The sequence below is a fragment of the Pseudoalteromonas sp. NFXS53 genome, assembly GCF_056629255.1.
On the sequence record NZ_JBWVBR010000002.1, the window covers coordinates 300,268 to 319,911 of the forward strand.

A 19,644-nucleotide genomic window follows, 5' to 3' on the forward strand; every position below is an offset into this window, starting at 1 on the left:
GATAAAATAAAAAAGGTGCAATCCTTTGGGATCGCACCTTTGCCTACTTTGGAGTAGAGCTACGGCGAATTAATCTGATGTTTCAGTGTCCGTTTGTTGATTTGTTTCATTACTCAATTGCTGCGAATTTTCGTCATCATCTGGGGTAATGAAAAAGTCATTGGCATTGATATTAGCTAGGTTATCAAACTGCGCTTTGCCAAGGCTAAACCAATGTGCAAAGTCACTGCGTTTTACGTAATAGCTGTCTTTATGTTGAGCAAATACAAAGTCGAACTGCTTGCCGTGGGCATCTTTCACGCTGAGCTTTTCAATCTCTGCAAAAGCGATTTCTTGCTCAGCGATTGCCGTCACCGTTAAGCTAGAGAATTGCTCAAGCAGCTCATCAATACGCTCGGTGTCGAGTGTTTGACCTTCGGGCAGTTTTGCTGGCGCTTTAACTTGCCATGTGGTTTCAACACGGGTCTTTGAACTGGCTTTTGCATTGATGATCTCTGGTAAAACAGTGCTTTTATCAACACTTGTGCTTTTCACTGACTCTGTGTGCTCGTCTAATTCAGCGTCTTGCTGTACTTGGGCTTTTTCAAACGCTAATCCTGCTTGGCTGATTTCACTGATATCATTTACTGACAGCAACGACTTATTCAACCAATCATTTTTATCAACACTCAGATGATAGCCGCTGAACTCTATGGTGAACACATCGTTATTGTCGCCATTACGCGCGTAGAGCTTTTTAAAGCTGGGTGACTCACCTAGCAACACTTCAACTTCATCATCGCCTAGCTTGTAGGTGATGCGTTTTTCGAAGTTGTCATCGGCCACTTTAAAGCGTTCGTGACTGGCTTCAGTGCGTGACACAGGCCAATTCACCTTGCTGTTGATTAAAGTGTCGGTTAGAGCTGACACTTTATAATCAAGTAAAGGTAAATTTGGGTAATCAGCCAAATGCCAATCTTCACCGTTTTTCACCAATGTAAGCGGCTTATCATTATCACCTTCTTGTAAGGTAATTTCGTTGATGGTTTGCTGTTCTAGGCTTAACAATGGCACTGGCGCTTGTGTCTCAAAGCTATTTTGACCGTTATAAAATAGTGCGCCAGCTAGGATCACCTGTGCGCCTAGAGCCACAGATAAAATAGTTACTGCTTTATTCATGGTTGCACTCCTATTGCGAAATCCAAGTTAAATACTCACGCTGCTTGCGCTTTCTACGTTGACGATCAAATAGGGCTAAGCCCATTAGCAATGTAAAGGCCAGCGCATAGTTTCCGTATTCCCACATAAGTTGCTGGTCGTGCTCCATTGGTGGCAAGGTGCGGTTGAAATTACCACGCGCGCGAATGCTCATGAGCGCTCGGTCTTCCAGCGACCAATCCACGGCGTTCATCATCAGCTGTAAACTATTTAGATAATCGCCTTGCGATACGCCTGCGGTCAGTTGTAGCACTTGGTCTTGTACAAAATCATTTGAACTGAACAAGATAATGCGTGCACTGTCTGGCGCGTGCTTAATCACACTGCTGACATCAAACTGCGTGTCGCTCTGGGCTTCACTGATTTCTGACTCATTCTCAGTGTTGTCATCCGATGCATCGCCTTGATTGTCAGACTCTTTGGCAGCTAAAAGCGGAGAGTTTTTATCTGCAAAGTATGAAGTAAATTTACCTTGTGCCATCACACCCATTAACTGCTTCGAGGTGTCACCTTCTGAGATGTAACTCGCCTCGCCTTGCGCATTTAGCTGCGGCATCACATCAAGAGACGAAGACGTCCACGCTTTGTCAGAGCTTTCAATCAATTTAGTGAAAGTGATATTGTCTTTATTATCTGCAAGGGTAATGGGCGACGACCAAGCCATGGTCAGTTGCGGTAGCTCAGAGGTGATTAAATTATCTTGATTTAACCCATCACGAATATCTGCAAAATAGGGGTAATCCAACATACGCATTTCTTGCAACTGGAATCCACCGACATTGCGGGTCACCGGAATTGGGAATGCCGCATTAGTGGCATCCATCACTAGGCTGTTTTCAATGTTTAAACCATGATGCGCCAACCAATCTGTCAGCCCACTGTCGACTGAACTCATATTCAAACTGCCACCAGCAAGATTGATGCTATAAGGCGACGTTGCTGCGATCACTGTCCCGCCTTTCATCAAGAATTGGTCTACAGCAAATAACTGTTTTTCATCCAGTGATTTAGGGGCGACCAGCATTAGAATATCGGCTTCACCCGAAACACTGCCATCGCTTAAATCTTCATTGATGATGTTTAATTCACTGCCTAGCATGCGCTCTAGTTCTCTGAAGCTACTGCTTGGCATACCGTAGCCATAACTCGGTGCTGAAGCGGGTTTTACCAAAGCTAAGTTTTTAGTGAATCCAGAAGCAAAACGCTTAATTGCCGCATCGAGGTTACGCTCAAAGCTTGCGTCACTGAAGTCAGCCAGTGGAATTTGTACTATTTGATCTTCGCCCGCCAAAGTCAGATAAAAGTAGAAGGTTTGATCTGAGAAAAAGCTGGTTGCCATTGGCTCAAAGCCATAATCTTCAGCAATTTGAGTCGCGACTTTACCGCCTTCGGCTTCTGGCTCGATAAAGTTTACTGCCAGCTTATTGTAAGACTTGGCTTGCACATCATTTAAGTGCTTTTCAATACCCTGCTTTAAGGTTTGTAATTGCTCAGGTAGTTTGTCATTTGCCGACACATAGGCGTTAAATGTCAATGTTTGCTTAACGGTGTCGAATAAGTTACCGCCGCTTTGATAGTTTTGCAGTACGGTTTTAATCGCGCGGGTAATGTCGTGTTCAGGGTTACGTAACAGCACTTCAACATCTGATTCGGCGCGGGCATTAACCTCAATTAAGTCTCTAAACCCTAGTACTTGATGCTCGTCACCGTATTGCACCAGAATATTAAAATAAGAGCTGACAATGGACGCTTGATAACGGTCGGCAACCTGAAACGGCATTGGTTTAATGCCAAATTGAGTATTGGCTTCTTCTTCAAGCTCTGGGTGCATTTGCGGGTCAATAAACTCTACGCGCACTCTGCCATCGGCAACGACTTCGTACTCTTGTAATAAGTCTTTCACTTGTGGCACCAGTGGCGCTAGTAACGGGTGGGTTTTATTGCTGAAATACCCTCGGATCAACATAGGCTCTTGTAACTGCGCCAAATAAGACTCAGTCGCCTCAGAAATCGAGTATTGTTTGCCTGCGGTGGTGTCTAAACGCAGTTGTGGTAACTGACTAAGCCACACGTTAGCTGTGAGTAAATTTACTACCAGCAAGCCTGTCACTAGCTGCCAGGTTTTATGATGCCTTGATTGTGTATTTGCTTTGCTGTCGTTTTTCGCCCAGCGCTCTTGCTCTAAAAAGTAAGTGTTTAAAGCCAAAAACACCAAAGTTAACGACACATAATAGACCAAGTCTCGCACATCAATAACACCACGAGTGATGTCATCAAAGCGCGCGCCGGTGCCGAGTTGTCTTAAGAATTCAGCCATTTGATGGGAGAAAAAGTCGGTGATCGCAGCGGTACCAATAAAGTAAAAAAGTCCGCCAATCACACATGCGGTGATCAAACTGACAATTTGATTGTCACTGCGCGCTGATACCGCTAAACCAATGGCAATATAAGCGCTACCCAATAACAACACCGCCAAATAACCCGAAATAACCGGGCCCCAGTCTAACTCACCTAAAAAGCTAACTGTGATCGGCAAAGGCAGTGTGATTACTAACGCTATCGCCAGCAGTGCCAAACAACCTAAAAACTTGCCCAATACAAAATGCCACAGTGGCACCGATAAGGTATGCACGTATTCGATGGTTCCGCTGCGTCGCTCTTCACTCCAAAGCTTCATGGTTAAGGTTGCCGATAAGAAGATAAGCAGAACGGGCATCCACTCAAACATTGGGCGCACATCGGCAATGTTACGAGAGAAAAATGCCTCAGCCCAAAAGAAGATAAATAAGGTTAACCCCACAAATGCGCCAATGAACAAGTAAGCAATGGGCGATGAGAAAAATAGCGCGATTTCTTTTTGCGCAATACGAACAGCATTAAACTGCGCAGATTGAATAGGCTGCATGCGCGGCTCCCCCTTGATTGTTATTCGCGGTTGCGACAAATTCGTCGTTATTGATTTGGTTAAAGACACTTTCTAGGTCACGTTTTTGCGGATATATGGCAAACAACTGCGCGCCACTTCCAATAATGGTTTTGCTGATAGTGGCTGCAACTTGCTGCATATTCGCCTTGTCTTCTAAGCTCACGATAAATTTTTGTGGCTCTTGTTCAACAGCAAAAATGCCTTTGATGTCGGTGAGCTTTTTCACTTCTGCTAAGTCGCTTTCGACCACCAGCTTTTTACTGTGCTGCAGTGCTTCGAGTTGTTCATCGAGGACCTGTTGACCCGATTTCAAAATCAACACGCGATCACATAAAGCATTCACCTCTTGCATAATATGGGTTGATAAAATCACCATGGCTTTTTTGGCGATGTCTCTAATCAACTCACGCATATGTTGTGTTTGCTCTGGATCGAGGCCATTGGTAGGCTCATCCAAAATCAATAGTTTTGGTTGCCCCAAAATTGCCTGTGCCACCCCCACTCGCTGCTTATAACCACGTGATAAGGTTTCAATGGGTGCTAACAATTTTGCCGATAAGTCAGTGGCTTTGATGGCGCGTTTAATTTCAGCCACTTTAGTGTTGCCTTTTAACCCTTTTAAATCAGCGGTGTAATCTAGGTATTCGGCCACGCTCATTTCTGGATAGACTGGCAAACTTTCGGGTAAATAACCGAGTTGGCTTTGAAGTTTTTTGGGTTCTTTAGAAAGCATTATGCCATCTAAGCTAACATCACCGGTGTCAGCTTCGAGATAGCCGCTGATCATTTTCATTATGGTGGTTTTACCCGCGCCGTTGTGCCCAAGCAGCCCGATAATTTCACCTTTTTGGATTTTAAAACTCACAGAATCTACAGCTTTAAAACTGCCATAGCTGCGAGTTAAATTACTCACCTCTAACATGGAAGTCTCCGAATTAAGCTTAACTAACCTGATCTCTGGATAATAAATCTATCTTCAGCGGCTACTTTCAACGCTAACTGCGTTAAATTTACTTGCAATAGGCCTGCTATTGACGCGCAAATTTGCCTTGCCTACATGGAAGTAGGTACCTTGGCGATAGCAGGACGCGTGAGCGGTGTTATCCCTAAAAGTTTCCGGCTGCAGATTTAAATGACGCTTATCGATTAAATATCGCTATGTCAGTAAATCTCTTAACCAAAGCTCAGCTTAGTTTCTAGTTGTTTATAAATAGATTTTTATTTGAAAAGAGTGCTTGAGACGTTATCGAAAAATACATTGTTATTATCTCCATAGTTGCTGGGCTTGTCCCCAAAACAAAGTAAAGAACGAATCGCATTTTTTGATATGGGCGAACTCAAAAAGTTCAAGAGAGAAATTTTAAATTTGTTTAAGTTTGTTTGTGGCATTTTTTTATTCTACAAACTTAATCTTTAATCCAATGATTTTAAATAACAAAAATTAGAATATGACGTTGGAGCAAATACACTACCTACCACTTTTAACGTGTGTTAAAACTCTCCATCAGTTATTGTATTTATTGACTATAATGGAATAAATCAACTTCAAGTGGTGTTTATGAAGTACTTACTCTCGCTGTTTATTTTCTTGTTGATATCATTTAACGCTGAGGCTGAAAAGGTCACACTGTTAAGTGATGATGCAAACGATCTCGAGCTGTTTTATAAAAATGGCCGCAACGATATTGCCAGTGACTCATACCGCTTGTTATTTGAAAACTTAGAAAACGTTAAATTTGAGCTAAAAATCGCCCCCACAGCTCGTATTGATGCACTTCTTAAACAAGACAAAACCATCTGTGCAGTAAACCGTATCAAAACCGAAGAGCGCCTGCTCTATAACCTCTATTCATATCCTGTGCACTTGTATCCCAGTCATCGTCTTTACTATTTTAAAGACCGCACACCTTTACTAGACAATATGCTAACCGAAAATGGCGAGCTGATTAATTTGAATACTTTGTTTAATCACTACTCGATGGCAAGTCTTGCCATCGAAACAGGTAGGTCATACGGAAAAGGCTTAGATAAGCAAGTAAAACAGCTAAAAAATGAAAACCTACTCGCTCGTGCAGGCAGCGATGCATACGATGCCATGATCAAACTGTTTGCCCGACATCGCGTTGATTTCTTAATTTCATACCCCACTATTTTTAAACAATATTACGCTGAAGATGACACTGATATTGCTTCGCTGACTATTAACAATCACCCCAAATTTATAGCAGGTCATATTGCCTGCAGTAGCACGCCAAGATCTAAAAAAATAATAGCTGAGATAAATAAGACCCTACTCAGACTTTATCCCTCAGAACCTTATTTATCGATGCACTTACATCATGTGCCAAATACCGAGCAAAGCCTGTTAACTCGCAGGATCAGCGACTTGTTTTTGAAATATAAACTGCTCAGTGATTAATTTTTTTGATAAGTGTTATATAACGTTATACACATATTGATTACTAAATAGTAAAGCACCTGATAAAGACAAAGTTACTATTGCAGGCAGTGCATCTTTTAATGTGTCAAAACGTAGATGAAAGAAAATAGCGCCTATTGATGTAAATAAAATGCCAATTGCACCTAACGCATTGAGTAAGCTGTTGTCTATTGATACTGATAACAGCAAACACAGTGCTGATGCGCTTTCTATCAACCCAATTAAGAACATATGGGTACGACTCAAGCCATAGTTTTTAAAAAAGCCTAACTGGATCTCAAAAATCTTCTTTTGCCACCCCGTTAATTTAATTGAACTTACAAATGAAAAGAACGCGAATAACACCAATGAAATAATCGTCATGTTTAAACTCCGTATTTAATAATGGTGTTATTTAAACATTCCTAAAAATTGCGATAAATGCTATTAATTACATAGTTAATATTCCCAGTAGGAATGCATAATGGATAAACTCACATGCCTTTCGGTGTTTGCCACCGCAGCGCGTTTGGGTAGTTTTACGGCAACCGCAGACGAACTAAACATGACACAAGGCGCTGTCAGTAAGCGCATTGCCTGGCTTGAACAAGACTTGGGTTTTACTTTATTTAACCGAACACCCAGAAAAATCACGCTTACAGATGCAGGAAGTGATTACTTAGCCTGTAGCCAAGAAGTGCTTGAGAAGCTGTCGTTAACTGAGCACCAGATCCGTAACGAGCAATCTAAAGTCGTTGGCAAGCTTAGAATTTCCGCCCCTTCGGCGTTTGCAACAAAGCGGCTCGCTGAGCCCTTGAAACACTTTATGGCACTCCACCCCGAGCTCGAGCTTGATATCTCAGTGAATGATCAACAGGCCGATTTATTCAAAGACAATATTGATATTGCGATCAGGGCCGCTCACCTTGAAGATTCAAACTTAAAAGCCAAAAAACTAATCGAGCACTCATTATGTTACTTCGCCTCTCCTGGTTACTTAGCTGAAAATAGTACACCTCAAAATCCGTCTCAGTTAAGCACCCATAAGTGCATTACTTACTCTTTAATGCGCCCTTCAAATGTTTGGACTTTTGAAGGCAGTAAAGTACAAGTAAACGAAGTTATAAAGAGTGATAGCCCAGACATGATAGTGAAAATGGCGTGCTTAGGGGCAGGCATAGCTGCCATGCCAAAATGGATGGTCGCAGAGTACTTTGAAAACGGTGAACTTGTTGAAGTTTTACAACAAAAGCATGCTTTTTCATTGCCAATGTATGCAGTTTATAAAAATAGTAATTACATTCCTCACAAGATTGGGACTTTTATTGATTTCTTAAGTACCCATTTAAAAGAGCATGAATAATCTCTTATTCATGCTCTAAAAGGCGGTTAATCCCTTACGTCAAACTCACCATTTGAACGAATATATAAAATTGCAGGTTGTGACGAAGAAAGGTTAAATTTACCAACACCGTTTAACTCAATATAGCTTCCAGCTTCTAATAAGTCATTGTGCTTTGAGCTAGCAAGGTTTACAGCACCTTGAATGATCACAGCTTTAAACTCTTTTGACATAACATGCACATTACCACTGAAATCAGCAGGTAACTTTAATAGCTGCCCTTTTGTTTTGCCATCATTTGACTGCCATAAAGATGCTAAAAGCATAGCTTGCCTTGTTTTCAACGCTGTCAGTTCATCTGCACTTTGCCACACCAAATTATCAGCATGTAAATTGAGTGGATATTCCTGATTATTGAACTGTTTTTCACTTGGTTTGACCAAATAAGGACCACTATCTATTTCCAAATAAATGAGATTTTCATCACCGTTTGCTGCGGTAATATGATTGCCACCCGCAGGTTGCGTCCAATATGAAGTTGAAGGCATCCATAAATGTTCGGCATTTGGATCTGCATTATGTATTAACCCTTTGATCACAATGCCACGGTAAGAGATATTGTGGATATGCGGAGGTGACGAAAAGCCTTTTTTAAATCGAACAAGCATGCCTGTCGCGTTAGTTTTTGTTCTGTCTCCCCACAGCTCAGCAGCTCCCGGGCTCTTGGCACCTCGAAGTGGGTTCAGATAGCCCCATTCTACTGATTGCGCTTTAATTACTTTGAGCTCTGCAGTGAAAGCGTTTGTTGATATAAAAGTGAGAAAGAATGTGACTATAACAAGGGTTTTTACTACATGACGCATAAATATTGTGACTCATCGATTGTCGATAAAACACGATTTTAAAGGTTCGTTTTAAACTGTTTTAGCCCTGTAATTACGAAAACAGTTTCAATATTTTTTTGATAATTAATTGAATGGCACTATATCTTCTTGCCAAAGCGCTGCCACAAAATCAATAAAGGCGCGCACAACCGGCGATTGATAGCTTCTTGATAAGTACACCGCCCAAAGTTGATTATTCTCAATTTTATAATCTTGCAAAATAGGCACGAGCTTTTTCTCTGTTATGTAGCTCCTCGCAATATCATACGGCAGCCACGCTATGCCCGTGCCATTCATTGCGGCTTGCACGAGTGTGGGTACATCATTGCAAACTAATGGCCCGTTTACTTTCACCTCAACACTTTGCTCAGCTTTCATAAATCGCCATTTATCATGTGATAAATGCACTAAGCAAGGATGTTCTGTTAGGGCTTCAGGCTTTTCGGGAACTTGATGCTTGTCTAAATACTCTGGAGATGCACAAACACACGCGCCTATCACCATCAGTCGTCTGGCAATCAAGTTTTCATCGGGCGTGTTGGTATATCTGAGCGCAATATCTATGCGCTGTTCAACTAAATTCGAAAAACTATCGCTGGCATGAATATCAATTTTAACGTTTGGATGCTGCGCTATAAATTGACTAACGGCATTGACCAACATATTTTGGGCAAAACCGATAGGACTCGAAATGCGAACCGTGCCCGATAACGTTTGCCTACCTTCGGTACTCTCAGCAATCAAAGCACTGGTTTCATCGAGAATTCGCTCAAATCTATGTAGAGCTTGTTCTCCATGCTGGGTTAAGCTCACCTTTCTGGTGGTGCGATGCAATAACCTTTGCTCTAGCCATTGTTCTAACTCTTGCACATGGCGTGTCACTTGAAGACGACTTAAGTCAAGACGTTCAGCAGCTTTAGTAAAGCTAGATAAATGCGCCACTTCAACAAAGCTTTTAATGGCAGTAATACGATCCATATTAAAAATTCAGCCTATTATTAGATAGCAAATAAGAAACAATCTATTTCAATTTTGCTCGATTATTTCATCTTAGTTTTCTTCTAATCTAGACACAACTCAAAACACTTACCCAAGAGGAAAATATTATGAAACTAATCGTATTAGGCGCATCAGGTTGGATAGGCTCTCATATCGTGGCAGAAGCAAAATCAAGAGGGCATGAGATCACAGCGCTAGTTCGAGCACATGATAAATACGACGTACCTAACGTCACCGCAAAGTCATTCGACTTAAATAACCCATCTAACAACTTAAGCGCTTTAATCAGTGATGAAACGGTGTTTGTTGCGGCCATTGGCGGTCGAGCTTTGGGCAATCACGAGATTGTAAAAAAGACCGCTGAGCGCTTACTCAATGAATTACCAAACACCAGCATTGAGCGTTTGCTATGGGTCGGTGGCGCAGGCTCACTAGAAGTAGCACCAAACTTAAAGTTAATCGATACCCCTGAGTTTCCTGCTGAATATAAAGATGAAGCCGTTGCGCAAGGTGAAGCTCTTGACGTGTTTAAACACTCTAGTAGCCCATTAAACTGGACGTTTATTAGCCCTGCAGCTGAGATTTTCCCGGGTGATAAACTAAACCAATATCGTACCGGTACTGAGCAACTTATTACCGATGAGCAAGGCAATAGTCGTATTTCAGTCGCCGACTATGCGGTCGCATTTGTAGATGAAATTGAAAAAGCAGCACATATCAACAAGAGAATGGGTGTGGCTTACTAAGAAAAAAGCCTTGATGCTCAGTGAACATCAAGGCTTCAAGTACTTATGCTAGCTTAACAGGCTATATTTCTAGCTAATTTACCAAAAGCGATTAAGCCGCTTTAATCGCTTTCTTAACCTTTTTCATCGCCATTTTTTGTTTTAAAGGCGATAAGTAATCAATGAACAGCTTACCTTTTAAGTGGTCAATTTCGTGCTGTAGCACGATTGCTAAAAAGTCATCACTTTCAACGAGCACTTCTTTGCCAGTTCTGTCTAAACCCTTGACTTGTACAGAGGTAAAACGTTCTACATCAGCATAATATCCCGGCACCGACAAACAACCTTCTTGCCCCATCTCTTTGTTAGAGCCACCCACCACTTCTGGGTTAATCAGAATTAACGGCTCGTTTCTTTGTTCAGAAATATCTATGATGATAATGGCTTCTTTACGGCCAACTTGAGTCGCCGCCAGACCAATGCCATCATCGGTGTCGTACATGGTATCCAGCATGTCATCAATCAAAGTTTGCACACTTTCTACGTCAGTTACTTGCTCTGCAACAACTTTCAATTTTTCATTTGGAGCTTTTAGAATCTCTAAAACAGCCATTTTACCTCTATGTTTTTCACGCTCTTAAATAATGGGCGAATTATACACATATTATGTTCAAGCGTTGTGATCTCATTTGGTACACCAACAGGGCTTTAGATAAGGTAAGAGAATTGAGAAAACTAAAACCTCAGTTAACAATCACGTTAACTGAAGTTTCTTTGTTAGTGCTGTTTTTAGAAAGCCTGCGATTTACTTAGCACTCTTCATTCTTCGCGTTTACTTCTTCTTTGACCTTTTCGCATGCATCTTCAACGCTGTTTTCAACTTCTTGAACTTTCTCATCTAAGCGTTCACCAGCCTCTTCTGCAGGGCCGTCACTACAACCAAATAGCGCCAAAATTGAAATAAAACCAAATACTTTTGCTAGAGTTATTGCTAATCTCATCATTAATCTCCTATAACGATTTAAATATTCAATTCCCTGTTAATTGGGAGTTTTTCTCTTTCCAAATAAGAATGAAATGACCATAAATGCGATAAATACAAAAAATAATATTTTAGCCATTCCAGCTGCTGCGCCTGCTATGCCAGAAAAACCCAACACAGCGGCAATCAGCGCAAGACATAAGAAGGTTATTGCCCACCTAAGCATGCTGTCCTCCTTAAGCGGTTAGCTCTTGTAACTGCTTCATCTGGTCATGACAAACCTGCATTCGGCTTTGAATTTGCAGCAGCGCACTTTTACATTTTGGCGGTAATGGCTCACTCAACGCTTTATCAAGCTTATCTAGCACTTTATCTTCAACTTCTTCTAACTGAGAAATATAAGTATGTGCTTTGTCAGTACTTAATACACCAATGACTTTGGTGTAAGACTCACGAATATCAACACTCGTTGCAGTGTCCGTCTCAACGGTACCTTCATCAACAAAAACAAATGGCTGAAGATCAGAAATTGCTTGCGCTTTATCAGCGATCATTTGGTCAAACACGCGGTTCAAGTTAGTGCTATCCAACTTTTTCTTAGCTTGAGTGTAAAATTCAACGCCACCGTTAAGCACTCTAATTAGATCTTTCACTGGACTCATATCGTAGTTTGAATGTGTCATAAGTAACTCCTTTCATTTCGATATTGTTTAAATGCAGTAAGTGTTTTAATTACTGTGAACTCTATGCAGCAGGTTTAATGCCAAACTTAAATAACTGTTTTTAAAGACAAAAATAAAATCTAAGTTTTACACGATGAAAATATTACATAGGCTTTGTAAATTATTCCTGTGTAAATTGTGCACCTAACCGTGTGCCGCCTTTTGCATTGAAGTCGATCGTTCTAATAGGGAATGGAATTAATATGTCATTATCTGATAGCACGCGATTAATCGTGCAGATGGCTTTGTGGCGCACCAGCATAAAGCTTGGCTCACTCGGATAATCAATCCAAAACCACACAAGTAAGTTTATGGCACTATCACCAAATGATGCTGCATATACATCTGTTTCGTCGGGATCTAAAACAAAGTCATGCTGATTCAGCGCTTCTACAATCAGTGCCCTTGCCTGCTCAGGATCATCCGCGTAAGAAATACCAACGGGTATCTCTATTCTGCGTTTACCGAGTTTCGAGTAATTCTGCAGCTCATTTTTAAATAGTGTTTTATTCGGAACATATGACAGCTGACCATAAAAATTTTCAACCAGGGTGTTTCGCAAATTGATCCTGCTCACTGTTCCGAAGCAGTCTTTGGTTTTTATGATGTCACCGACCATAAATGGCTTTCTTACACTCATGACGAACCCGGCTATCAGGTTTTCGGTCATATCCTGAAACGCAAAACCAATCGCTAGCCCTATAATGCCGGCACCAGCTAATAAAGACATAACCGCACCAGAGAGCTTCACAATATCTAACGCAAAGAAAACACCTACCAAGATGATGATGATCTTAAATACTGAGCTGATCAAAGATGCGACTTGTGCTGTTTTAATAATTCTATATATGACTTTTGAGAACCAAACCGACAATACCCTCGCGAGCAAAGTGAAGAATATCAAAACACATAATGCCAAAATGATGTTGGGTAATAGTTGAATAGCGCCTTCTAACCAGGCGATTAGCTTTTCATTAATGAGTTTCCAAAACTTATCTATTTCCATTATTCATAACTCCAGAGTATTTTTTGAGTTTGATGAATAATGCAGAAAGCATTCCTCAAAGAGTGTGTTAAACAATATTAGATTCAGTGTTGATAGCCTTTTTTTGCCAGCATAAATAACACTTACACAATCTAAGTTAAGCATCTTTACGCTCTTAAGCTTGTGAACATACCGCCTTTAGACTTATTAGCACATAGTATTGCTAGAGCTTGCCATTGGCTCATTACTTGGTTGAGCGATTTATTCTAAAAGCCTCTATTTGGTTACTAGGCTGCGCCAAACTAGAAATTGCGCTTATAAACAGCGTAACTTTTACAGACTTGCTGCAAAACTTCCCTGTAAGAATTTCCGCCTTTACTTACACAACAAAAATAAACCTTAAAAATCAGATAGTTAAAATTGGCACATCACATGCAACTATTAATTCGACTTTAAATTAAAGGAGTTTAATTATGAAAATCACATTAATTGCAACAGTTCTAGTTTCAGCACTTACAACAACTTCTGTATTTGCATCTGACAACAACTGGGAAAAAGAAGCGAGTGACGCCTGGATTGATGGCAAAGCCGAAGCCACACTACTCTTTAATGGTGAGCTTAATAACTTCGATATAAACACCGATGTAAAAAATGGTGTTGTGGTATTAACGGGTGAAGTTGAGCGTTCAGTAGATAAAAAGCTAGCTGAAGAGCTTGTAATAGGTATCGATGGTGTTAAGAAGGTCAAAAACGAACTGACTATTTTAGACATTCACAAAAAGGCAGACAGTAAAGAAGACAGCAGTACTTTTACTGACGCTAAAATTGCCACCGTCATTAAGTCACGATACCTGTTTGATACAGACGTAGACGGCACAGACATTGACGTTGATGTAGAGCGCCGCATTGTAACTTTAAACGGCCACGTCGAAAGCGAAGCCGAACGTGACTTAGCGATTCAAATTGCGAAAAATGCCAACGATGTACTTGAAGTAGAAGACAACTTGCGCATCAGCAGTAAGTCATAAATTCAAATCTGTGAGGGGCTTGCCCCCTCTCCTCTAATATCAATTTTTATCAAATAAAGCTTATTTGAATTTTAATTAAATAAAGGAATGAACATGAAAATTTAGGGCGTGTGAACCTTTGCTGTGTGTTTTTGCAGCTGCGAGTTGGGTATTTAGGCTAGGCAGGGGCTGCCCCGCAGAGGCTGCGTAGCATAATTATTCTATGTAAGTCAGCCGATAACGCCGAATAAATGTCCAACTCGTGCTGCTCGAAGAGTTCAACCAAAGGCTTCCACTACTTTGTCATTCGCCACTCACATAACTCATTATGCTTCGTAGCTCATTTCGCGTATTAAAAGCCTTTGATTTGAACAAAATTCATACCTCAAAGGTAAACACGCCCTACTATTCCCGCTGCGCTTTTTGCGTCATTAGGTTTGGTATCAACCACTGCTTATTCAAAAGAAACGTTTTGGCCCGATGGTTATAAAATCTACACGGGTATTGGCTATGGTCAGTATTCTTTTCAATGGGACGACAGAGACAACGACACCTCGTTTGATGACGACTCTTCAATGTTAAAAGCTTACGTAGGTACAAAAATTAACCCTTACTGGAGCTTTGAACTAGCTTACGAAAATTTTGATGAAGCAAGCGACATCGATAACTCAGCTGAAGTCGATGGCATATCTTTATCAACGCGCTTATCTGCTCCGCTAAATGAACACTTTTCAGTTTATGCAAAAGGTGGCTGGCTTGAATGGGATGCTGACGTGCACGCAGATATTCCTGCCATTGGTCGAGTTTCATCGAGTATAGACGGTGGCGACTGGCTATACGGCGCCGGTGTTGAGTTTCACCTCAATGAAAACGTAAATATGCGCTTAGAATATACGCGCTATGAACTTGAAAACAATATTGACCCAGATATGGACGTAGCAGCCGTATCTGTTGAATACCAATTTTAAAGGTATTGCTACCGATTTATCCCTTTGACTGATGCTCTTTTTGTAGAGCAATTTTGAGCGCTATATTTTATAGCGCTTTTTTTGTTTCTGCTGACTGCCTTATTAAATCTTAAAAAGCCTTATTAGACCCTGTTTATGCGCTTCGTGGTGTTTATACGCTTCGTGCCGTTTGGCTTATTCATCAAATGCCTTTAGTCAGAAGCCGGAGTAATAGCGATTGCTACTTTGTATTTATTACCGTGTAAATTTTACCGCCTTGCTTACAAAACTACTCACCCACTATCCGCAAACACAATAAACCACTGATAAATAAACACTATTTATCTGGCAAGGCACTTGCAACTCTCTAGGTGACTAACACAAATAAGGAGTAATTTATGAGTAATCAATCTCAATCGAACAGTAATTCAAAACAAAAGCCAAATGGCCAAGACACAAGCCACCCTGTTGCAGATAACCTCGCTGAATCTTTACATGAATCAGTCGACTCACTGCACGCAACTGCTTCTCGCACAGAAACTTCACTAAGAGAAAAAGGCCATGATTCAAGCGAGGCCATTAATATGAAGCGTGAAGAATTGCAGCGCGCCTGGGATAAGTCAGGTGTAAAAAAATACGCCACTGAGAACCCGGTTAAAACGGCTGGTATTGCATTTTCCCTCGGCATGCTAGCAACCATGCTATTAAGGAAAAAATAACGATGCAAGACAAGGACCGCGTCGCTGATCAAAGCACAGCTCACGAGCGCAAACCTGCGCTCGCTGAGCTCACTGATTCGGCTTCATTGCTATTAGACAGCTATAAACAAATCGCAGAAACAGCCCTGCATTTACTGGGTGCTAAATTAAAAGCGAATGCTCAAACCTTATGTATAGGGCTTGGCGTTATCTTATTCGCCGCTGTTTTAGCCGTCGCGGTGTGGGTATGTGCTCAGGTATTGGTCGTTTATGCTCTACATTATGCTGGGCTTAACTTGTTTTTATCAGCTGGCTTGGTACTGGGTATTAACTTTGCCGCGGTCATTTACTTAATTCTGACAGGGCTAAAGCTCTTTGATCACAGCATTGACAGTTTAACCTCAGGCTTCTTTTCAGAGTTTGTACAGAAGGATAAAAACGATGACTAAGCTTGCAAACCATATCATTAATAAAACGCACCAAATCGTTAACGAACAAGAAGAAGCGCTATTTAACGCTGCACAATTCAACAGACTCACTAAGGTGCGAGCTCGTAAAGCTATTGCAAACACAATGAGCTCACCTGAAGGAATTGCCCTCACTTTTGTTGTCGGTGCACTCAGTGCTAAATATGGTAAGTATGGTGCGCTCAGAAAAGTTGTGCTTATGCGCAGAGTCTTGCAAGGGCTTATTTGAAAAAGCCCTAACTAGGTCTGGTTAGGGCAACTGAATTAACTCTGAGTGTTGTGTAGGTGTTAGAAGCAGTTATTTAGCAGCATGATCGTTTGCTATAACTCAGCAATATGTGACAGTGTTTCAGGGTGTCGCTGAACAAGTTTTAACAGTGTGACAGCTTGTCCATTTGGTGCACTTCGCCCCTGCTCCCAATTTTCAAGAGTGCGAGATGATGTATGCAGCAAACGAGCAAATACGCCTCGCGACATATTAAACTGTTCTCGGATACTAACAATTTCATCTGGTGAAATGTTTAACTCACTCACGTCATTAACTAGATGGGTTTTTAAGGTTACCTTGCCCTCCGAGTGCTCTTTAGCTTCAACAAGTGAGGTACTTAATTCTGCAAATAGGTCACGATTGCTCATTACGCCACGCCTCCATAAAAGACTTTAACTGTTTCTTTTGGTCTGCGGTTAGATCCGACATTTCATTCTTGCCATAAATGGTTAGCAAGTAAAAACGTCGCTTTTCATCTAGAAAATAATAGATAACGCGAGAGCCACCCCGCTTACCCTTGCCTTTGCTTGACACTCGAATCTTGCGCAAACCGCCAGTTCCTTGAATTACGTCCCCCTGTTTAGGGTTAGACATTAACTCAGCTTGAAACAGTCTAAACTCTTCATCACTGAGGTATTCATTACGGTACTTTTCAAAAATAGTTGATTCGACAAATACACTTTTCATACAAGAAGTGTACGCAACTAGCGTAGGGATGACAAGTTGAATGTGATGAGCCCAGCTTTCTTTAAGTAGTGAAGCGTCAAGCTGAGCTAAGAAAAGTAAAATAAAGTCATAGATGAATGGTGTTCAATTATTTGAATGGGTGCCCTATTATTTTGATACAAATCACTCTTAAACAGTTTTTATATCGTATTACGCTTTTATAGGGTAGCTAATAATTGTTTGATACTCGGTCAATAAGTAAAGCTGATCACCCTTTAAATCTACGAAAGGAAAATCTGTATATTTTAAATTATGAGAAGAAAGACTTAGAAACATCGTTGTCGTATTGAAATCAAGTTTATGTGCGTGTGCAGGGTATATACCTTGCCCTTTAGGTGTGACCAAAAAGGCAATAGGAAAAAACGATAGTAAACTTAAACCCGTAGAATGACCTTGGTTACGAAAGTACACGTATTTTGCACTTAAATGACGATTGTGTGGGTAGAACCAATAATAAATATCATGAGAGTTATCTAACGCTTTGTCATTACCCAGAACAAATTTTTTCAATGGTGTAAAATATTCTGTTTCTTCTTGCGGGGCTCGGCACTCCGTTACAGATGTCGCAGATAATATATGCCCTATCATTGCCCTTGCATACTTCACCGGATTAATGTCAACTGAAATGAAATTAAATGGATTATTTATATCCGAGTAGTATGCCTTAATCTTTTCAGTGAGCATCTTTGATACTTCAGCCACTTCAACATCATTAGCACCTAAGACCTCACTATTACACTTATGACAGATAGTCTTGAATTTACTTCCGTTTGGAGATCGAACACCTTTAATGGAGTTTACTTTTGCTCCGGACATTTCCGAAACATGCCTCTGTTCAACTTTAGTAATGGTCACAGCACCTTGGGGTGGAACATGATCAATTGACAACCTGCCAAAGTCACCACAAATAAGACAATAGCCATTAGTAATCTTTGTATGTCTAACACGTTCTGAAATTTTCGCCATGCATCCTCTGCGGTATAATGTATCGCTTAACTGACGGAAAATAGCAGGCTAAAATTAATGATAAAAGAGCTCAAACCTGCTGTTTTTCATGCATTTTTTAATTAACTTTTTAGGGTTCTACTATTTGTAAAGTTTTACTAAACGAGCAAACTCTTTATCAAAGCTTTCTACATCAGGTGACTCTAAAACGAATGTGAAGTCTAAAGTTACTTTTTCTTCACCTTTATTAATAGCTTGAATAGCTTCAGGGGTCTCAGTATACAGCCGTTGCACAAGTTGCTCTATTTTAAAGATTGAGTCATCTGCAAATCCTGAAAGTACCGATAATATAGACCTAAATTCGTCATCTACTTCCAAGGTGGTAAATGATAGTTTCCAATCAATTAATTGCCCATAAACTTCAATCAATCTTTGGCTAACATATTGAATTTTTTCATAGTCCCCCTCAACACCGGACTCTCCAAAAGACTTTACAGCTGCCGTATTTATTAATGTTGTAGTGATACGAATTAATTTGAGCATTTCTGAGTTATGAGAATTTATCCATTCAAAAACTTCGATTGGGTCATCAATTGTAATTACGTCACTAAATGAAAGACCATATTCAAGATCAAATTTTTTATACTTCAGATCATCAATGTAAGACTTGCATAACTCTGCAAATAGCAAATATTCCCAACCCTCAGGCCTTTCAATTACAAGTTTTGCGGCAATAGGAGGATATTTATTCTCGGGTAGGGTTAAATCACTTGCTTTGAGCTTTCTCCTAGACTCTAGAGAATCCATGAACAAATAAGGTATTTGTTGAAGTAAGGCAGACTTGATGTCTTGTGCTAAGTCAAATTTGTACACCCAGTTAGATTTATAATTAGAAACATTATCTACAAATTCAAGTACTTTTTGGTTTTCAACATGACTAGAAAAATCAGCAGTTGGGTTGTTTTTCCATATAGGTAAAATATTCATGATATTTGAGTTTACAAATACATATACGGGAATACCTTTTTTCTTTGCCTCTATATATTCTAAATTAGTAATTGATTTACCATTATCGGTTTGAAACCCATACCTGCTACCAACAATAAGAATAAAAATATCAGCTTTCTCTCTTACATTTCGTAGACAATTAGAAATAGTGTCTGTGTCTGGTGAGATCGGAAAAGAATCATATTCAGATAATACAGGTTCAAGTCCAAATGTATTAATTAGCTCTCGAATATCTGCTCTAACTTGCCCCAAATCAAAGCAAGTAGAACTTACGAATACTGTCGGTTTATAGCCTACTGGCATGTTGTTCCCTCGGTAGTGAATACTCCATGGGCACTAGCAGCTTTTCCATAGGAGTCATCCCTAATTGTGCCGGAAGAAAACCTGAAATGCCCCC

The 19,644-nt window shown here is 40.5% G+C and carries 23 protein-coding genes; 8 read left to right on the top strand and 15 right to left on the bottom strand.

The genetic code is table 11. The features are described from left to right. Window positions 1-69: 69 nt before the first annotated feature. Genes AC1HJP_RS04115 through AC1HJP_RS04125 form a run of 3 tightly spaced genes read right to left on the bottom strand, consistent with a single transcriptional unit; the run spans window position 70 to window position 5,045 of the window. Window positions 70-1,158 carry a DUF4340 domain-containing protein gene (locus tag AC1HJP_RS04115; RefSeq protein WP_480360506.1) on the bottom strand — a complete coding sequence of 363 codons (1,089 nt, stop codon included), beginning with the start codon at window positions 1,156-1,158 and terminating at the stop codon, window positions 70-72. A 10-nt stretch (window positions 1,159-1,168) separates the two neighbouring features. After that, entirely contained in the window at window positions 1,169-4,102 is a 2,934-nt protein-coding gene (locus AC1HJP_RS04120; protein ID WP_480360507.1) for a Gldg family protein, read from the bottom strand. Further along, complete coding sequence (locus AC1HJP_RS04125) at window positions 4,074-5,045, bottom strand: ABC transporter ATP-binding protein (RefSeq protein WP_480360508.1); 972 nt, start codon at window positions 5,043-5,045, stop codon at window positions 4,074-4,076. The genes AC1HJP_RS04120 and AC1HJP_RS04125 overlap by 29 nt, the downstream gene beginning before the upstream one ends. A gap of 636 nt (window positions 5,046-5,681) precedes the next feature. On the opposite strand from AC1HJP_RS04125, the gene AC1HJP_RS04130 reads away from it, so the two are divergent. Further along, the gene (locus AC1HJP_RS04130) at window positions 5,682-6,542 is read left to right on the top strand and encodes a hypothetical protein (protein WP_480360509.1); all 861 of its coding nucleotides are present in this window, start codon (window positions 5,682-5,684) and stop codon (window positions 6,540-6,542) included. Window positions 6,543-6,557: 15 nt separating this feature from the next. Here AC1HJP_RS04130 and AC1HJP_RS04135 read toward each other — a convergent pair whose 3' ends face one another. Then, on the bottom strand, window positions 6,558-6,926 hold the full coding sequence (locus AC1HJP_RS04135; protein ID WP_480360510.1) for a DoxX family protein: 369 nt from the start codon (window positions 6,924-6,926) through the stop codon (window positions 6,558-6,560). A 100-nt stretch (window positions 6,927-7,026) separates the two neighbouring features. Here AC1HJP_RS04135 and AC1HJP_RS04140 point away from each other — a divergent pair, with 100 nt between their 5' ends. Next, window positions 7,027-7,905 (top strand): LysR family transcriptional regulator, encoded by an 879-nt coding sequence (locus AC1HJP_RS04140; protein WP_480360511.1) that lies wholly within the window; start codon window positions 7,027-7,029, stop codon window positions 7,903-7,905. 26 nt (window positions 7,906-7,931) lie between these two features. On the opposite strand, the gene AC1HJP_RS04145 is transcribed toward AC1HJP_RS04140, so the two are convergent. Together AC1HJP_RS04145 and AC1HJP_RS04150 are read right to left on the bottom strand one after the other, a co-directional pair. Beyond that, window positions 7,932-8,747 carry a DUF4437 domain-containing protein gene (locus AC1HJP_RS04145; protein ID WP_480360512.1) on the bottom strand — a complete coding sequence of 272 codons (816 nt, stop codon included), beginning with the start codon at window positions 8,745-8,747 and terminating at the stop codon, window positions 7,932-7,934. Window positions 8,748-8,852: 105 nt separating this feature from the next. Further along, window positions 8,853-9,746: a LysR family transcriptional regulator gene (locus AC1HJP_RS04150; protein WP_480360513.1), complete on the bottom strand. Its 894-nt coding sequence runs from the start codon at window positions 9,744-9,746 to the stop codon at window positions 8,853-8,855. Between the two features lie 128 nt (window positions 9,747-9,874). On the opposite strand from AC1HJP_RS04150, the gene AC1HJP_RS04155 reads away from it, so the two are divergent. Beyond that, window positions 9,875-10,513 (top strand): NAD(P)-dependent oxidoreductase, encoded by a 639-nt coding sequence (locus AC1HJP_RS04155; protein ID WP_480360514.1) that lies wholly within the window; start codon window positions 9,875-9,877, stop codon window positions 10,511-10,513. A 91-nt stretch (window positions 10,514-10,604) separates the two neighbouring features. Here the strand turns inward: AC1HJP_RS04155 and def are convergent, their stop codons facing one another. The 5 genes from def to AC1HJP_RS04180 form a co-directional block, all read right to left on the bottom strand. Beyond that, complete coding sequence (gene def, locus AC1HJP_RS04160; RefSeq protein WP_404394116.1) at window positions 10,605-11,105, bottom strand: peptide deformylase; 501 nt, start codon at window positions 11,103-11,105, stop codon at window positions 10,605-10,607. A 196-nt stretch (window positions 11,106-11,301) separates the two neighbouring features. After that, window positions 11,302-11,496, bottom strand: coding sequence for a hypothetical protein (locus AC1HJP_RS04165; RefSeq protein WP_480360515.1), 195 nt, complete (start codon window positions 11,494-11,496; stop codon window positions 11,302-11,304). 36 nt (window positions 11,497-11,532) lie between these two features. Then, a complete protein-coding gene (locus AC1HJP_RS04170) occupies window positions 11,533-11,700 on the bottom strand; it encodes a DUF1328 domain-containing protein (protein ID WP_480360516.1) in 168 nt (55 codons plus the stop codon). Window positions 11,701-11,710: 10 nt separating this feature from the next. Next, the gene (locus tag AC1HJP_RS04175; RefSeq protein ID WP_404394111.1) at window positions 11,711-12,157 is read right to left on the bottom strand and encodes a PA2169 family four-helix-bundle protein; all 447 of its coding nucleotides are present in this window, start codon (window positions 12,155-12,157) and stop codon (window positions 11,711-11,713) included. A gap of 160 nt (window positions 12,158-12,317) precedes the next feature. Further along, window positions 12,318-13,202 (bottom strand): mechanosensitive ion channel family protein, encoded by an 885-nt coding sequence (locus AC1HJP_RS04180; RefSeq protein ID WP_480360517.1) that lies wholly within the window; start codon window positions 13,200-13,202, stop codon window positions 12,318-12,320. A 452-nt stretch (window positions 13,203-13,654) separates the two neighbouring features. Here AC1HJP_RS04180 and AC1HJP_RS04185 point away from each other — a divergent pair, with 452 nt between their 5' ends. The 5 genes from AC1HJP_RS04185 to AC1HJP_RS04205 all read left to right on the top strand — a co-directional run bounded on the left by AC1HJP_RS04185 (window position 13,655) and on the right by AC1HJP_RS04205 (window position 16,529). Then, complete coding sequence (locus AC1HJP_RS04185) at window positions 13,655-14,209, top strand: BON domain-containing protein (RefSeq protein ID WP_480360518.1); 555 nt, start codon at window positions 13,655-13,657, stop codon at window positions 14,207-14,209. A gap of 386 nt (window positions 14,210-14,595) precedes the next feature. Continuing rightward, window positions 14,596-15,156, top strand: coding sequence for an outer membrane beta-barrel protein (locus tag AC1HJP_RS04190; RefSeq protein ID WP_480360633.1), 561 nt, complete (start codon window positions 14,596-14,598; stop codon window positions 15,154-15,156). A 377-nt stretch (window positions 15,157-15,533) separates the two neighbouring features. Beyond that, complete coding sequence (locus AC1HJP_RS04195; protein ID WP_480360519.1) at window positions 15,534-15,854, top strand: hypothetical protein; 321 nt, start codon at window positions 15,534-15,536, stop codon at window positions 15,852-15,854. Between the two features lie 2 nt (window positions 15,855-15,856). Next, window positions 15,857-16,282: a phage holin family protein gene (locus AC1HJP_RS04200; protein WP_480360520.1), complete on the top strand. Its 426-nt coding sequence runs from the start codon at window positions 15,857-15,859 to the stop codon at window positions 16,280-16,282. Beyond that, entirely contained in the window at window positions 16,275-16,529 is a 255-nt protein-coding gene (locus tag AC1HJP_RS04205) for a hypothetical protein (RefSeq protein WP_480360521.1), read from the top strand. Before AC1HJP_RS04200 ends, AC1HJP_RS04205 begins: the two co-directional genes overlap by 8 nt. A gap of 92 nt (window positions 16,530-16,621) precedes the next feature. Here AC1HJP_RS04205 and AC1HJP_RS04210 read toward each other — a convergent pair whose 3' ends face one another. The 4 genes from AC1HJP_RS04210 to AC1HJP_RS04225 all read right to left on the bottom strand — a co-directional run bounded on the left by AC1HJP_RS04210 (window position 16,622) and on the right by AC1HJP_RS04225 (window position 19,550). Beyond that, complete coding sequence (locus AC1HJP_RS04210; protein WP_480360522.1) at window positions 16,622-16,936, bottom strand: helix-turn-helix domain-containing protein; 315 nt, start codon at window positions 16,934-16,936, stop codon at window positions 16,622-16,624. Further along, window positions 16,923-17,255, bottom strand: a complete 333-nt coding sequence (locus AC1HJP_RS04215; RefSeq protein WP_480360523.1) for a type II toxin-antitoxin system RelE/ParE family toxin — start codon at window positions 17,253-17,255, stop codon at window positions 16,923-16,925. The genes AC1HJP_RS04210 and AC1HJP_RS04215 overlap by 14 nt, the downstream gene beginning before the upstream one ends. A gap of 189 nt (window positions 17,256-17,444) precedes the next feature. Beyond that, window positions 17,445-18,260: a metal-binding protein gene (locus AC1HJP_RS04220; RefSeq protein ID WP_480360525.1), complete on the bottom strand. Its 816-nt coding sequence runs from the start codon at window positions 18,258-18,260 to the stop codon at window positions 17,445-17,447. Window positions 18,261-18,380: 120 nt separating this feature from the next. Beyond that, window positions 18,381-19,550, bottom strand: a complete 1,170-nt coding sequence (locus AC1HJP_RS04225) for a DUF4062 domain-containing protein (protein WP_480360526.1) — start codon at window positions 19,548-19,550, stop codon at window positions 18,381-18,383. Window positions 19,551-19,644: the final 94 nt, after the last annotated feature.